This is a genomic window from Clostridium isatidis (assembly GCF_002285495.1).
In the GTDB taxonomy this organism is placed as follows: Bacteria; Bacillota; Clostridia; order Clostridiales; family Clostridiaceae; genus Clostridium; species Clostridium isatidis.
In genome coordinates this window covers 1,738,963-1,755,144 of sequence record NZ_CP016786.1, presented here as the reverse complement: position 1 = coordinate 1,755,144, position 16,182 = coordinate 1,738,963, and the positions used below count along the sequence as shown (strand labels likewise).

At 29.7% G+C, this 16,182-nt stretch carries 14 protein-coding genes and 1 other annotated feature; of the genes, 11 read left to right on the top strand and 3 right to left on the bottom strand.

Going from position 1 to position 16,182, the window contains the following annotated elements:
- The first annotated feature begins 50 nt into the window (after nt 1-50).
- Together BEN51_RS08285 and zupT are read left to right on the top strand one after the other, a co-directional pair.
- Nucleotides 51-809: a TMEM164 family acyltransferase gene (locus BEN51_RS08285; protein ID WP_164704100.1), complete on the top strand. Its 759-nt coding sequence runs from the start codon at nt 51-53 to the stop codon at nt 807-809.
- A 181-nt stretch (nt 810-990) separates the two neighbouring features.
- Nucleotides 991-1,815, top strand: a complete 825-nt coding sequence (gene zupT / locus BEN51_RS08280) for a zinc transporter ZupT (RefSeq protein WP_119865599.1) — start codon at nt 991-993, stop codon at nt 1,813-1,815.
- Nucleotides 1,816-2,029: 214 nt separating this feature from the next.
- Here the strand turns inward: zupT and BEN51_RS08275 are convergent, their stop codons facing one another.
- Both BEN51_RS08275 and BEN51_RS08270 read right to left on the bottom strand, forming a co-directional pair.
- On the bottom strand, nt 2,030-2,863 hold the full coding sequence (locus BEN51_RS08275) for a TPM domain-containing protein (protein WP_119865598.1): 834 nt from the start codon (nt 2,861-2,863) through the stop codon (nt 2,030-2,032).
- 12 nt (nt 2,864-2,875) lie between these two features.
- Nucleotides 2,876-3,445 (bottom strand): LemA family protein, encoded by a 570-nt coding sequence (locus tag BEN51_RS08270; protein ID WP_119865597.1) that lies wholly within the window; start codon nt 3,443-3,445, stop codon nt 2,876-2,878.
- 253 nt (nt 3,446-3,698) lie between these two features.
- Between BEN51_RS08270 and BEN51_RS08265 the strand changes: the two genes are divergently transcribed.
- The 9 genes from BEN51_RS08265 to BEN51_RS08230 all read left to right on the top strand — a co-directional run bounded on the left by BEN51_RS08265 (nt 3,699) and on the right by BEN51_RS08230 (nt 15,134).
- Nucleotides 3,699-4,739: a galactose ABC transporter substrate-binding protein gene (locus tag BEN51_RS08265; RefSeq protein WP_119865596.1), complete on the top strand. Its 1,041-nt coding sequence runs from the start codon at nt 3,699-3,701 to the stop codon at nt 4,737-4,739.
- A gap of 78 nt (nt 4,740-4,817) precedes the next feature.
- The gene (gene mglA, locus BEN51_RS08260; protein WP_119865595.1) at nt 4,818-6,317 is read left to right on the top strand and encodes a galactose/methyl galactoside ABC transporter ATP-binding protein MglA; all 1,500 of its coding nucleotides are present in this window, start codon (nt 4,818-4,820) and stop codon (nt 6,315-6,317) included.
- 16 nt (nt 6,318-6,333) lie between these two features.
- The gene (gene mglC, locus BEN51_RS08255; protein WP_119865594.1) at nt 6,334-7,356 is read left to right on the top strand and encodes a galactose/methyl galactoside ABC transporter permease MglC; all 1,023 of its coding nucleotides are present in this window, start codon (nt 6,334-6,336) and stop codon (nt 7,354-7,356) included.
- Nucleotides 7,357-7,377: 21 nt separating this feature from the next.
- Nucleotides 7,378-7,554, top strand: coding sequence for a hypothetical protein (locus tag BEN51_RS13835; RefSeq protein ID WP_164704057.1), 177 nt, complete (start codon nt 7,378-7,380; stop codon nt 7,552-7,554).
- A 280-nt stretch (nt 7,555-7,834) separates the two neighbouring features.
- On the top strand, nt 7,835-9,433 hold the full coding sequence (locus BEN51_RS08250; protein ID WP_119865593.1) for a response regulator: 1,599 nt from the start codon (nt 7,835-7,837) through the stop codon (nt 9,431-9,433).
- Nucleotides 9,434-9,442: 9 nt separating this feature from the next.
- Nucleotides 9,443-11,233: a sensor histidine kinase gene (locus BEN51_RS08245; RefSeq protein WP_119865592.1), complete on the top strand. Its 1,791-nt coding sequence runs from the start codon at nt 9,443-9,445 to the stop codon at nt 11,231-11,233.
- A 2-nt stretch (nt 11,234-11,235) separates the two neighbouring features.
- On the top strand, nt 11,236-12,189 hold the full coding sequence (locus BEN51_RS08240) for a substrate-binding domain-containing protein (protein WP_119865591.1): 954 nt from the start codon (nt 11,236-11,238) through the stop codon (nt 12,187-12,189).
- Nucleotides 12,190-12,217: 28 nt separating this feature from the next.
- On the top strand, nt 12,218-13,267 hold the full coding sequence (locus BEN51_RS08235; RefSeq protein WP_119865590.1) for a galactose ABC transporter substrate-binding protein: 1,050 nt from the start codon (nt 12,218-12,220) through the stop codon (nt 13,265-13,267).
- A gap of 194 nt (nt 13,268-13,461) precedes the next feature.
- Nucleotides 13,462-13,714 (top strand) — a binding site (T-box leader).
- A gap of 121 nt (nt 13,715-13,835) precedes the next feature.
- Nucleotides 13,836-15,134 (top strand): dicarboxylate/amino acid:cation symporter, encoded by a 1,299-nt coding sequence (locus BEN51_RS08230; protein WP_119865589.1) that lies wholly within the window; start codon nt 13,836-13,838, stop codon nt 15,132-15,134.
- 125 nt (nt 15,135-15,259) lie between these two features.
- Here the strand turns inward: BEN51_RS08230 and argF are convergent, their stop codons facing one another.
- Nucleotides 15,260-16,180, bottom strand: coding sequence for an ornithine carbamoyltransferase (gene argF, locus BEN51_RS08225; protein ID WP_119865588.1), 921 nt, complete (start codon nt 16,178-16,180; stop codon nt 15,260-15,262).
- Between the last annotated feature and the right edge of the window lie 2 nt (nt 16,181-16,182).

The following is a 16,182-nucleotide window of genomic DNA, read 5'->3' as shown; positions in this document are numbered from 1 at the left end:
TTATAGTACTAAAGACTAAAAGAAGGTTGAAATATATTAAAGGAGAGCCTATGAAAGAATTTATTATTTATGAGAGAGAAAACCCAAATTACATAATGAATGATTATGAAAGATTTCTTCCAATAATATTATTAATAGTTATTTTATTTTTACTTTTTATCTTTAGAAAGAAAATAAGATTAAATAACAAGTTTGAAAGAAGATTAAGATATTTTTTTGCAGGGATTATAATAATAGTTACTTCTCTTTTTTATTTAGGAAATTGGATAATAAAAGGATTAACCATCAATAAATTACCATTACATTTATGTTATATTTGTAATGTTTTATGTGCAGCTATTTTAATAAAACCAAATAAAAAGATATTTAATTTCTTATTATTTGCTGGAGTATTAGGTGGTATATCAAGTATATTATCAATGGATAAATCAATGTCCTCTAGATATTTAAAATATTATTATTTTATGGTGGCTCATCTATCTATAATAATAGTACCGATATACTTATCTATAATTAATAAGTGGTTTATAAGCAAATTAGAATTATTAAGAGCCTATTTAATTCTTCAAGTCATGGGATTAAGCATGGGAATAATAAATTCAATTTATAAAACAGATTATTTTTTTGTTAGTTTTACTTCAAATATTGCAGCAAAAGGTACAATATTAGAAGATTTAGGTACAGGATATGATTATTTTATTAAGTTGGAATTCCTTTCTTTAATATATTTTATCGCATGGTATATAAGCTTAATCTTATATAACTCTAAGTTTTTTTCTAAGAAGCATAAGAAAATTAAATCTAATTGAAAGGTTATAATTTAGTAAAATGGAAAACAGGTTTTTAATTGAAAAATTATGTAATTTAGTATAAGATATAAATAACTAATAATTATTATTAATGAATAAAATATTAGTATTTAGATATATTTTAGTTATTGAAAGATAGAAGATATAGATGTTTAAATAAAGAAAAGAGGAGGGATTAAACATGAATAATTTATTTGTAGCATTTTTAATAACTTTATTTGCAGGACTTGCAACAGGAATAGGAAGTTTAATTGCCTTAGTAGCTAAAACTACAAATAAGAAATTTTTATCCGTCAGTTTAGGATTATCAGCTGGCGTTATGATATATGTATCTATGGTAGAATTATTTGCTGATGCTAAAACTTCATTAGTAAATGCATTAGGAGTAAAAAAAGGAAGTTATATAACAGTAATAGCATTTTTTGCAGGAATGTTTTTAATTGCCTTAATAGATAAGCTTGTACCTAGTGAAGAAAATCCTCATGAGATTAAGGAAGTACTAAATGATTGTAGCACTGAAGAATGTAAGAGGATTAGAAAAGAAAAAGAATCAAAAAAATTAATGAGAACTGGAGTATTAACAGCTCTTGCAATAGGAATACATAACTTCCCAGAGGGACTTGCTACTTTTGTTTCAGCTTTAACAGATTTTAATGTAGCAATACCAATTGCAGTGGCAATTGCAATCCATAACATACCAGAAGGAATATCAGTATCAGTTCCAATTTATTATGCAACAGGAGATAAGAAAAAAGCTTTTATTTATTCCTTTTTATCAGGAATGTCAGAACCAATTGGAGCATTAGTAGGATACCTATTTCTAAGAAATTTCTTCACAGATCTAACTTCTGGAATAATCTTTGCTCTAGTAGCAGGAATAATGGTTTTTATATCCTTTGATGAATTATTACCAGCAGCAAAAGAATATGGAGAACATCATTTATCAATCTATGGGTTGATCGGGGGAATGATGGTTATGGCCTTTAGTTTGCTTCTTTTTCTTTAGAAGCAAACCAAAGGCAATTAGAGCTAAAGTCTTTTGAATTTGTAAAAAATATTTGAGAATAAAGCAGATATATTAGCAATAAATTAAATTTATATATAGAAAAAGCAGTTTCATAAAAGAAACTGCTTTTATTTTATTATTATTTAAGATTTTCAGCTCGTCTGAAAACTTACCGTAATTGAACATTATGCATTGTGAACTGTGGAAAATGGTATCACCATTTTCCACTAGATCCTCCTCCACCAGAAGATCCGCCGCCAAAGCCGCCGAAGCCGCCACCACCGCCTCCGTGGGAGCCGCCACTGAAACCGCCATAGCCGCCACCTCCGTAACCGCCTCCTCTTGGTCCACGTCCTGAAGACCAAAACATAGCTCTTAATATTGCTGATATAATGCGTCCTCTATTAAAGAATATATCAAGCATTACTAGAATTCCGACTATAACTATAGGTATCATATCACCAGCCTCAAGATCTTCATAATCCTCATCTTCAATACCTGATAAATCAATATTTAAGGATTTTTCTAGGGTGACTGAATATTCTTTTGCTATTAAATCACATAAAGCACTATAACTATTTAATAGACCAGTACCATAGTCATCATTTTGAAATTCCGGTACTGCTAAGTTACGCATTATTCTTCCGCTGCCTGCATCAGTAATGGCGCCTTCAAGGCCGCGGCCAACTTCAACTCTCCAGCTTCTATCTTCAATGGCTAATAAAATTAATAGTCCATTATCTTCATCAGCTTTGCCAATTCCCCAGGATCTAAATAACTTATTAGCATAATCTTCTATTGGAACATCATCTAAAGAGTTTATAATAACAATAGTAGCTTGAGCTCCAGTCTTATCTTCTAATTCCTTTCCAATAGATACTATTCGTTCTTTTTCATCTATAGTAAGTAAATTTACATAATCATTAACATATTTATAATTTGTAGGTTCTGGAAAAGTAGTATCAGCATGAACAATGTTAGTTAAAGAAAATACCCCCAAGAAAACAAATAAAATAAATTTATAAATGTTTGAAATAAATCTTTTCATATTAAATCATCTTTAATCAGCAAAATCTACTTTTGGAACTTCGGTAGCGCCTTGATCAGCTTTATAAAGGGGCTTTTCTTCGAAGTTAAAAATTGAAGCTATTATAGTAGTAGGGAATTTTCTTCTTTTAGTATTGTATTCTGTTGCTATTTTATTGTAGTCCTGTCTTGCAATAGCAATTCTATTTTCTGTGCCTGCAAGTTCATCTGATAAGGCAATAAAGTTTTCATTAGCCTTTAAATCTGGATATTTTTCTACAACAACTAATAGTCTTGATAATGCATTGCTTAATTCTGAATCAGCATCTGCTTGTTCAGATACATTTGTTGCACCTGCTAACTTACTTCTAGCTTCAGCGATATCTGTGAAAATTTCTTCTTCATGAGCTGCATATCCCTTTACTGTATTAACTAAATTAGGTATTAAATCAGATCTTCTTTGAAGATTAGTATCAATATTTGATGCTGATTGATCAACCTTTTGTTCTAAGGATACTAAATTGTTATAACTAGATATAATAGGAAGAGTTATAACAAGAATTACAGCTATTATTATTAGTAAAGTTTTTAATCCTTTTTTCATAAGAACAACTCCTTTCGTAGGTTTGGAATAATTATATCATATTTAATTATTTTATGTTATAAATTACTATTTTATTTTAAAATTATCTTCACAAATTTAACAAATTATTCTTAAAAAATATATTCTGAAAAATCAAAGAATTTTGATAATTTAGTTAAGTTTTTTGTATGGAGTTATTTTTGAAAAACTTTATAATTATAAATGTAAACGAAATCATAAAACTAAAAAGTTTAATAAAAGGTGGGAGTTTAGTATGAAAAAGGTTAAAAAATTATTAGCTATGGCTTTAGCCACTGTTATGGTTGCAGCTACATTAGTAGGCTGTGGCGGAAAAACAACAGGAGGAGAAAATGCTGGATCAGACGATACAGTAAAAGTAGGTGTATTCCTATATAAATTTGATGATACTTATATTTCAACTGTTCGTCAAGCATTACAAAAGATACAAGATGAAAATAGTGGCAAGGTTGAATTTGAATTCTTTGATGGAAAAGGTGACCAAGCTACACAAAATGATACTATAGATACTGCATTACAAAAAGATTATGATTTATTATTAGTTAACTTAGTTGATACAGGAGCTGGACAAACTGTTCTTGATAAAATAAAGGCAGCTGAAAAACCAGTTGTTTTATTTAACAGAGAACCAGCTGCAGAAGTAGTTAAGTCTTATGAAAAGGCTATTTTTGTTGGAACAAATGCTATAGAAGCTGGAATAATGCAAGGTGACATTATAGCAGCTGAATGGGAAGCTAACAAAGATAAAATTGATAAAAATGGAGATGGAGTTCTTCAATATGTAATGTTACAAGGTGAACCTGATAATCCAGAAGCAGTTGCTAGAACTGAATATTCAGTTTCAACTCTAAAGGATAAGGGAATGCAAGTTGAAGAATTAGCTAAACAAGTATGTAACTGGGATCAAGCATTAGCACAAAATGCTATGGAAGCTTGGTTATCAAACCATGGAGATAAGATAGAAGCAGTTATTGCTAACAATGATGGTATGGCATTAGGAGCTATTGCAGCTTTACAAGCACAAGGATATAATACTGACTCTGGCGAAAAATCTATTATAGTTGTTGGAGTTGATGCTACAACAGCTGCTCAAGAATATATAGCTAAGGGATATATGTTAGGATCAGTTCTTCAAGATGCTGAAGGTATGGCTAAGGCATTATATGAAACTGGATTAAACTTAGCTGCTGGAAAAGGTGCAACTGAAGGTACTTCTTACAAGTTTGATGATACAGGAGTTGCTATCCGTATTCCTTATCAACCATATTTAAAATAGTAAAAAATCTTAATATAGACTGCATAGTGGTTTACCACTATGCAGTTTAATAAATAATAGAAAAGTGGTGAAATAAGTATGGCAGACAATAAATATGTTCTAGAAATGATAGGTATAAGTAAAGAGTTTCCAGGAGTTAAAGCATTAGATAATGTTCAATTAAAAGTAAAACCAGGTACTGTACATGCTTTAATGGGGGAAAATGGAGCAGGCAAATCTACTTTAATGAAATGTCTGTTTGGAGTTTATATTGAAGATGCTGGAGAAATTTATATTGAAGGAAAAAAAGTAAAGTTTTCAAATCCAAAACAAGCCATGGATAATGGTGTTGCCATGGTGCATCAAGAATTAAACCAAGTACTCCAAAGAAATGTTATGGATAATATATGGCTTGGTAGGTATCCAGGAAAAGCTGGAGTTGTAAGTGATAAAGAAATGTATGAAGAAACTAAGAAAGTATTAGAGGAATTAGAAATAGATGTAGATCCTAAAATAAAAATGGCTAAACTTTCTGTTTCACAAAGACAAATGGTTGAAATTGCTAAGGCAGTTTCCTATAATGCCAAAATATTGGTTCTAGATGAACCTACATCTTCTTTAACAGAAGAAGAAGTTAAACACTTATTTAGAATTATTAATAAATTAAGAGCAAGAGGCTGCGGAATTATATATATTTCTCATAAGATGGAAGAAATTCTTCAAATATCGGATGAAGTAACAGTAATGCGTGATGGTAAGTGGGTAGATACAAAACCTGCAAAAGAATTAACTACAGATAAAATAATCAAGTTAATGGTTGGACGTGATTTAACTAATAGATTTCCAGCTAAGACTAATAAACCAGGGGAAGTCATATTAGAGGTTAAGAATTTAACGGCTACATATCAACCATCTATAAAAGATGTATCCTTTAAGTTAAGAAAAGGAGAGATTTTAGGAGTAGCTGGACTTGTTGGATCAAAGAGAACAGAGCTTTTAGAAACTATATTTGGAATAGCTCATCATAGTGAGGGCGAAATACTTTTACATGGTAAAAAGGTAGAAAATACAAATTCAAGAAAGGCAATAAGAAATGGATTTGCTCTTCTAACAGAAGAACGTAGAGCAACAGGAATATTCGGGAAATTAGATATAAAGTCTAACTCTATATTAGCTAATATAGATGGATATAGTAAGTTTGGAGTATTAGATGACAAGAAAATGACAAAAGATACTCAATGGGTTATCGATAGTATGAAGGTAAAAACTCCAAGTCAAAAAACATTAATAAGTACATTATCTGGAGGAAACCAACAAAAGGTTATTATAGGAAGATGGCTTCTGACAGAACCTGAAATTTTATTATTGGACGAGCCAACAAGAGGTATAGATGTTGGTGCTAAATATGAAATTTATCAATTAATAATTGATTTAGCTAATAAAGGAAAAGGAATTATAGTTGTTTCTTCTGAAATGCCAGAGTTATTAGGTATTTGTGACAGAATAATGGTAATGTCTAATGGTAGATTAGCAGGAGAAGGGTTAACTAATGATTTAACTCAAGAAGATATTATGACAATGGCAGCAAAATATATTTAGAATAGAGGTGCAAGTTATGAATAAAGTAAAAATAAATAAAGATACAGTAAAAGATTTCTTGCTAAATTATGCATTATATATGGTTCTAATTATAATGATAATATTTTTTATAGTAAAGGATCCAGGATTTTTATCATTAAAGAACTTTACTAATATATTAAGCCAAGCTTCAACTCGTGGTATTATGGCTCTTGGAGTTGCTGGTCTTATAGTGCTGCAAGGAACAGATCTTTCTTCAGGACGTATTTTAGGATTTACAGCAATTATATCCTCATCATTGCTGCAATCAACAACTTATGCATCAAGAATGTATCCTAATTTACCAGAGTTACCACTAATATTACCAATGTTAGTAGCTATGGCTATAGGAGCAGTATTTGGAGCAATTAATGGTTTTGGTGTTGCAAAATTAAAGGTACATGCATTTATAATCACTTTGGGTACTCAACTTATTGCTTATGGTTTATCTTGTCTTTATATAGATAGACCTCCGCTAGGAGCCCAACCAATAGCAAACTTAGCTGAAAAATACACTAAATTTGTAAATGGATCCTTAAAATTAGGAGCTTTAGAAATACCATATCTTGTATTCTATCTTGCGATAGTATCATTAGTAATATGGTTTGTATGGAATAAAACAAAGCTTGGAAGAAACATGTTTGCAATCGGTGGAAATCCAGAAGCAGCAGCTGTTTCAGGAGTAAACGTTGTTAAGAACATAATGATTATATTTATTATTTCTGGAGTTCTTTATGGATTAGCTGGTTTCTTAGAAGCAGCAAGAGCAGGTTCTACTACTACAAATACAGGATTTAACTATGACCTAGATGCAATTTCTGCCTGCGTAGTTGGTGGAGTTTCCTTCTCAGGTGGTATAGGAACAATACCAGGAGTATTAATTGGTGCTGTATTATTACAAGTTATCAACTACGGTTTAAACTTCGTTGGTGTTAATGCTTACTGGCAATATATTATAAGAGGTTTAATTATAATAACAGCTGTATCACTAGACGTAAGAAAGTATATAGCTAAGAAATAGAAATTAAAGGAATGATAAAAAGTGGAAGATAAAATTATAGAAAGTAAAAATGTTGAAGAAGTAAAAAAAGAAGAGAAAAAAAGTATAAGAAGTATCTTATACGGAAATATAGATGTTTCTGTAGAAACTATGGATAAATTTTTAGTTGTACTTTTTATAGCTATGATTTTATCACTAATCTTTGGAATAGTATTGTAAAGGCAAAACTTTTACAGATTACAATTGAGAATTGACAATGGACAATTAAGGATAAAACTCCTAGGGCTGCCCCTAGGAGTTTTTTATTATAATTCAGCCTTGCTGAATTATTAGCTAGACTGCACACTGTGAATTATAAAGATTTCTTCGCAATCTTTATAGTTTGTGTTATAATTATGTTAATATTCTAATTATTTAAATAATATCAAATGTAATCGATTAGCACATTGTTTATAAAGTAATAAAAAGTATATGCTAATATATCTGGGAGTGGTTATATATGAAGCTATATAAAATAATGGTTGTAGATGATGAAGAAGAAATAAGACTTGGAGTAATTAATAAGGTTAATTGGGAAGAATATGGTTTTGAAGTAGTTGGAGATGCAGAAAATGGACAAGAAGCCCTGGAAATGGCGGAAAAGCTTGCTCCTGATGTAGTAATGACTGATATAAAAATGCCTTTTCTAGATGGATTAGAATTGGGGGAGAAATTATCTGAAATAATGCCGTCCACAAAATTAATAATTTTCTCTGGGTCAGATGAACTTGAATATGCTCATAAAGCAATAAAGATAAATGTTTTTGAGTATGTTTTAAAACCTATTAATTCAATTGAGATTATAGAAATTCTTAAAAAGTTAAAGGACAAGCTTGATAAGGAATATAATCAAAAAAGAAATGTAGAAATATTAAAAAAACATTATTTAGAAAGTATTCCTGTATTAAGAGAACAATATTTAGTTTCAGCTTTAGAAGGTAGGATGAGCAAGGAAAGATGGGAAGAAGATGCTGGGAAGCTGGGATTAAATTTTATAAAAAGATTTCTGGCTGTTGCCTTAATAAATATAGATGGAACCACAATCCTAGAAGAAGAGGAAAACAATATTGGTTTACTTTTAATTTCAATTAAAAACATGGTTGATGAAATACTTGTTAATTATTGTGATTTTGTTAGTTTTCCTTATTCAGATAAAATTGTAGTATTAGCAACTTTTGAAGAAAAATCAGAAATAAACAATTTACTTAAGGGCTTAAATGAAGTAAGCAGAGTATATCAATGTGTTTTTGCAAATACAATATCTTCAGGTATTGGAAGAGTATATGAAGATATAATGGATATTAGATATTCATATAAAACAGCTGAAACAGCTTTAAGTTATAGACCTATTTTAGGAAATGGAAAGGCAATTTATATAGATGACGTAGAACCAAATTATGATATTCAGTTAAAATTTGAAGAGCAAGAGGAAAATTCATTATTAAATTCAATAAAACTTTCAAGTAAGGAAGAAATAGAAGAAACTATTAATAGAATATTTAAGAAAGTTGAAAAGGATTTAGTAGATTTAAATAAGTATAGAGTTTATCTTATGGAAATTATGACAGCTATATTAAGATTGCTGCAAGATTATAATATTAATTTCGATGAAGTTTTTGGAGATAATTTTAATTGTTATTCTTATTTAAGCAAAGCAGATTCAATTAATGATATTAAGAGTTGGTTTATTGAAAAATCTATAAAAATAAATAAGTTAATAAAGAAAGATAGAGTTAACTCTTCAAAAATATTAATAGAAAAAGCTAAAGCATATATTAAAGAAAATTATAGCGACCCTGAAATATCTGTAGAAAGGTTATGTTCAGAATTGCATGTAAGTCCAACATATTTTTCAACTATTTTCAAAAAAGAAACTGATATGAATTTCGTAAGTTATTTAACTAATATAAGGCTTGAAGAGGCGGTAAAGCTGTTAAATACAACAGATGATAAAACATATATTATTGCGAGGAAGGTTGGATACTTAGAGGCTAATTATTTTAGCTATGTATTTAAAAAACAATATGGAATATCTCCTTCAAGATATAGAAAGAGATGATGATTAAATATGCTAAAATCAATTCAAGAAAGAATAATTAATTATTATAAAAAAGCAAGTATTCATAATATCATATCTGTTTCTTTTACAATTGTTGCAGTACTTGGAATGATAGTAGTAGGAGGAGCCTTATATTTAAGATTTTCCAACTTAACTGAGGAAATGGTTGCAAAAAATAATCAAGCTATTTTAGATCAAGTTAATTTAAATTTAGATAGCTATTTAAGAAAGATGATGAAAATATCTGATACCATGTACTATAGAGGGATTAAGAAGAAGGATTTATCCAGTGAAAATATTAATAAGGAAATGGATATACTCTACGAAGCCAATAAGGACTTCTTAATCAGCATAAGCTTGTTTTCAGAGCATGGAGATATAATAGCTTCCTATCCAGTACAACAGTTAAAAGAAAATATAGATCCAAGGGAAAATGAATGGTTTCAAGATGCTTTAGAAAAAAGTGAAAACCTTCACTTTTCAACTCCTCATGTTCAAAACTTATTTTATGATCCAAATTATAAATATACTTGGGTTGTTTCCTTAAGCAGAGCAGTTGAAATAACTGAAGATGGTAAGGCTAAAAGAGGTGTTCTTTTAGTTGATATGAGTTTTAGCGGCATTGAGGAAATATGCAAAAATGTTGATTTAGGGCAAAATGCTTATGTATATTTAATGGATGGAAATGGGGAAATAATATATCATCCCAGACAACAGCTAATATACACTAATCTTATTGAGGAAACAAATAATAAAAATTCAAAATTAGAAGATGGGAACTATTTAGAAAATTTCCAGGGAAATAAAAGGATGATAAATATAAAGACAGTAGGCTATACAGGTTGGAAAATAGTTTCGGTTTCTCCTATAGAAGATATATTATCTGGTGCAAGTGATTTTAGAGCTTTTGCAATATTTATAATGCTTTTTGCAATCTTTACCTTGATATCAATTAATATGTATGTTTCTTCAAGAATAGCCAATCCAATTATGGAATTAGAAAAGGCAGTTAAAGAATTTGAAAATGGTGTAGATAATTTAAACATTTCAGAAACGGGCTCTCAAGAAGTTCAGCATTTAGCTAAAGCTATTAAGTTAATGATAAACCAAATGAATATTTTAATGGATAATATTGTAAAAGAGCAGGAAGAAAAGCGAAAAAGCGAGCTTAATGCCCTACAATCACAAATAAATCCGCACTTTTTATATAACACCTTAGATTCTATAGTTTGGATGATAGAAAATGAAAATTATAATGGAGCAATAACAATGGTTACTTCTCTTGCTAGGTTTTTTAGAATAAGTATAAGCAAGGGTAGAAATATTATTACAGTTAAAGATGAGCTTGAACATGCAAGAAATTATCTTACTATACAAAGTATAAGATATAAAAATAAATTTGATTATGAAATAGAAGCGCAAGAAGAAGCTTTAGATTTACAATGTATTAAATTAATTGTACAGCCTTTAATAGAAAATGCTATTTATCATGGCATGGAGTATATGTATGGAGATGGAAATATCTTAGTAAAGGCTTATGTAGAAGAAGAAAATCTTTATATTGATATTATTGATAATGGGTTAGGAATGCCTCAAGAAGTGGCAGAGGAACTGCTTGTAAAAAAAGGAAAGAATAGCAGCAGAAAAGGCTCGGGAATAGGGTTAAAAAATGTTCATGAAAGAATACAGCTTTATTTTGGTAAAGAATATGGATTAAAAATCTTTAGTGAGCCTGATGAAGGAACTATTATTAGAATTCATATGCCAGCTAATAAATATATTGATAATAAAGGAGAATAGCTGTGGTAATAAGGAAAAGGACAATCTTTATTTTTCTCTTTATAATTCTTATATCATCTTCCCTTATTTTATTGCCTAAAGCTTCAAAGGGAAAGGTGAAAGTATATAAGGTTTCTGTGATAGTTAGAGGCAAGAGCAGTGAGGTTTGGAGAATAGTTAAAAATGGAATGGAACAGGCTGCTTCTGATTTAAATGTAAACGTTAGTTTTATTACCCTTATTGAAGATAATAGTGTAGAAGAACAGAAAGAATTGATTAAGAGAGAGATTATGAATGGTACAGATGGGATATTAATTTCACCAGCAGACTATAGTTCTCTATCTAAACTTATAGAGGATTTAAGAAAGGAAATACCTATTGTTTTATTTGAATCTAATATAGAAACTAAAGAAAATTTCACATATATATCCTGTGATAATTATGAACTTGGCAGAAAATTAGCTAATGAAGTAATTAAAAATGGTAATACAAGAAGTAAAATAATAATTTTAAGAAGTGGATTTAATATAAGTAGTGAAAAAGAAAAATATGAAGGATTTATCGATGAAATTTCATTAAGCCAAAACACCTATGAATTTATAGATTTACCTAAGGATGAGGCTGAAATTTACAAAAGCATTTCAGAAATATTAAAAAATCAAGATACAAAAGTATTGGTTGCCTTTGAGCCTAATATATTAGAGATTGCAGGAAAGGCAAAGAAGGATTACTTTAGTGAGGCAGGTCTTTATGGAACTGGAAGTACAAGTTTAATAATCTCTTTAATGGAAGAAAAAATAATTAATGCCATAGCTATGCAGAATGAATTTAACCTAGGTTATTTAGGGATGAAGGCCATGGTTTCAGAGATAGAAAATGAAAAGATTAAGGAAAGTAAAATAACATCAACTACGATAAATATTTATAATATGTATTCTGAGGAAAATCAAAGAATGCTATTTCCTATCATTAGGTAATTATAGGTGTAATTTATGGGAGGTTATTGTGAAGAAATATAAGGGATTTATTGTTTTTACTGCATTAATATTTGGCACTTCTATAATTTCAGGGTGTAGTAGAGAATTTAGTGAAAAGAAAAAGAATGAAATAAAAATTGGGGTAACCCTATATAGGCAAGATGATACTTTTATATCTAGTATAAGTTCATATTTAGAAGATATATCAAAAGAAAAGGAACAGCAGGAAAATATAAAGATACAGTTAGATTTTGTTGATGCAAAGGGCAGTACTACAAATCAAGGAAATCAAATAGATAAGTTTATAAAACAAGATTATGATATTATTTGTGTAAACTTAGTTGATAGAACTGCTGCTGCAACTATAATTGATAAAGCAAAGAATGCAAATATACCATTAGTCTTTTTTAATAGGGAACCAGTTGAAGAAGATTTAAATAGGTGGAATAAAGTATATTATGTTGGTGCTCAAGCCAGACAGTCTGCAAGAATGCAGGCAGAAATTATTATAGAAGAATGGAATAAAAATAAAAGTAAATTAGACAAAAATAAAGATAATAAAATACAGTATGTAATGCTGGAAGGGGAGCCTGGTCATCAAGATGCCTCCATTAGAACAGAATATTGTATAAAAGATATTGATAATTATGGAATAGAGCTAGAGAAATTAGCAGATGATAGTGCTAATTGGCAAAGCGATCAGGCAGTAAATAAAATGAATCAATGGATACAAGAGTATGGAGATGAAATAGAAGTTGTTATTAGTAATAATGATGTAATGGCTTTAGGAGCATTACATTCAATAAATTCAACAGATGTATTTACAGAAAAGCCAATAGTAGTTGGAATAGATGGAGTAAAAGAAGCTTTAGAAGCTGTTAATAAGGGAGACTTAACAGGTACTGTAATAAGTGATGCAAAGCTTCAAGCTAAAGCTATATTTGATATTTCTTATTCCTTGGCTAAGGGATTAGATGTAAATAATGTACAAGGTATTAATGGAAAGTATGTAAAAACACAACATACAAAAGTAACAAAAGAAAATGTTGATATATATTTAGCTGATAGTAACAAGTAAAAGGTAAGAAATAAAAAGGTTAGGAACTAGAGGGGAGTGCTTTGGTTTCTGACCTTTTTCTTTTTCAACAAAAATAGATTAATTTTGAAAATGTTTACCCTTATATTGGAAATATTTTTATACAAAATATTATTAATTATTATTGACAAGTTAAATTACAGTGATATAATTAAATCATAGTAATCCGATAAGAATAATAGACGTTGAAGAGGAGAAGTAGTTATTAATAATTTTCCACAGAGAGGGTTAGTTGCTGAGATAACCTAAAATTATAATAATGAAATGCACCTCGGAGTTTAAGGCTTGAAATAAGAGTAGGGTCTTATGGGTTCTCCCATTATAGAGATGAAGTATTTTTATACTTTGAATGAGATGAATGTTAATATATTTCTATGTATAAACATTTAATCAGAGTGGAACCGCGGAAATGTATCTTCTGCCTCTGAATATAGGGGGAGAAGTTTTTTTATTCGATAGAATTTGCTGGCCAGCAGTACAAAAATTAAAAGCAATTATTTAATAAATTTTTTAATAATATAAATAATAATTAATTTTAGGAGGAAATAAAATGGATATAAATATTAAGTTAATATTAGCAATTATTGCTTCATTAGTTGCTGTATATGTAGTATATATAGTTAATAAAAAGACAGGAAAAAGATCAACTGCTACTTTAGTGGCTTTAGGATTGGGATTAATTATAGGAATAGTATTTAAAGGAAATATACCTTTCCTAAAAGTAGTTGGAAAAGGCTATATGTCATTAATTAAGATGGTAGTTATACCTTTAGTAATGACTTCAATAATTACAAGCCTAGTAAGATTTAAAAATATTGAAACTTTAAAATCAATTGGATTTAAAGCAGTAGGATTATTATTAGGAACAACAGGAATTGCAGCAGTAATAGGAATAGTTATAGGTAAGATATTTAATGTTGGAGCAGGCTTTGTATTTACTGGAGCAGGAGATTTTACAGCAAGAGAAATTCCAGCATTAACAGATGTAATCTTAGGATTTTTACCAGCAAATGTAATTGCATCAATAGCAGATGGTCAAATAATACCAGTTGTTGTTTTCTCAATATTTGTAGCAATAGCATTAGTTATAGAAGATAATAAAAATCCAGATAAGATCAAGGCTTTTAAAGACTTTATTTTATCAACTTATGAAATAGTAATGAGTATTACAAGAATAGTTCTTAAGTTTATACCTTATGGAGTATTTGGATTAATAGCAACAGCAGCTTCAAATAACGGTTTAGATACAATATTATCATTAGCAACAGTTGTAGCAGCAGTTTATGTTGCCTGCCTACTACAAATATTATTAGTTCATACACCATTAATATCAGGTGTTGCAAGAAGAAATCCTATTAAATTCTTTGGCGATATATTCCCAGCAATGTTACTTGCATTCACAAGCCAAAGCAGTTATGGTACTTTGCCAGTAACAATAGACAGCTTAGTAAATAGAGCTAAGGTTAAAGATGAAGTAGCAAGTTTTACTGCATCATTAGGTTCAACAATGGGAATGAATGCTTGCGGTGGATTATATCCAGCAATAGTAGCTATATTTGTAGCACAAGTGTTTAATATAGATTTAACAATGTATCACTATATATTAATAGTAGCAACAACTATAGTTGGTTCAATTGGTATAGCAGGAGTTCCTGGAGCAGCAACTATGTCAACAACAGTTGTACTTTCTGTTTTAGGTTTACCATTAGAAGGTATGGCAATGGTAATGGCAGTAGATGCAGTTATCGATATGGCTAGAACTGCAACAAATGTAACTGGTGCAGCAGTATCAGCTTTAGTAGTAGACGAAACTGAAAAAAGAAAAGAAGCTAAATTGGTCAGGAATTAACAGTTAACAGTTAGGAGTTAGTAGTTAGGAATTTAACAAGTAGGGAAGTTCACAGTTTGTAGCACAGTTTACAAATTGTGAACTTTTTATTTTAAGAAGGTTTTTTAACAGTAAAATTAATTTTTCTATGATAAAAGTTTGATAAGAACTGCTTTTTGAACATGAAGCCTATTTTCTGCTTCTTCAAAAATAATATTTGCATACTTTTCTAGTATTTCTTCTGTTATTTCTTCATCTCTATGGGCTGGCAGACAATGTAATACAATTGCATCACTCTTAGCAAGTTCCATTAACTCTTTATTTACTTGGTAGCCATTAAAGGCTTTCTTTCTTTCAGTTATTTCTTTTTCCATTCCCATACTTGTCCATACATCAGTGATAACAACATCTGCATTAATAACAGCATCTTTAGGAGAAGTATAGAGTTTAAATTCTAAATTATTTTTATTAGCAATTTCTTTTCCTTTTTTAATATAAGTTTCATCAATTTTAAAATTTTCTGGTGAAGCAATAGATACATTTATTCCAACAGTTAAGGCACCAATTACAAGGGATTGAGCCATATTATTTCCATCTCCAATAAAAGCCAGCTTTAATCCCTCTAATTTAGTTTTACTTTCCCTTATTGTCATTAAATCTGCAAGTACCTGGCAGGGATGTTCATCATCTGTAAGTCCATTTATAACTGGAATTGATGAATATTTTGCCAGCTCTTCTACTTCCTCTTGTTTGTAGGTTCTAATCATAATTCCATCAAGATATCTAGATAATACTCTTCCTGTATCTTTAATTGGTTCTCCACGGCCAAGCTGTAAATCCTTTGAACTTAAAAATAAGGCTTTTCCTCCAAGCTGGTACATTCCAACTTCAAAGGATATTCTAGTTCTTGTAGAAGATTTTTCAAATATCATTCCAAGACTTTTTCCCTTTAGATGCTCATGGACTATTCCGTGTTTTAATTCGTATTTCAGCTGATCAGCTGTATTTAATATATCCAGTATTTCATCTTTAGATAAATCCTCCATCTTTAATAAGTCTTTTTTCATAA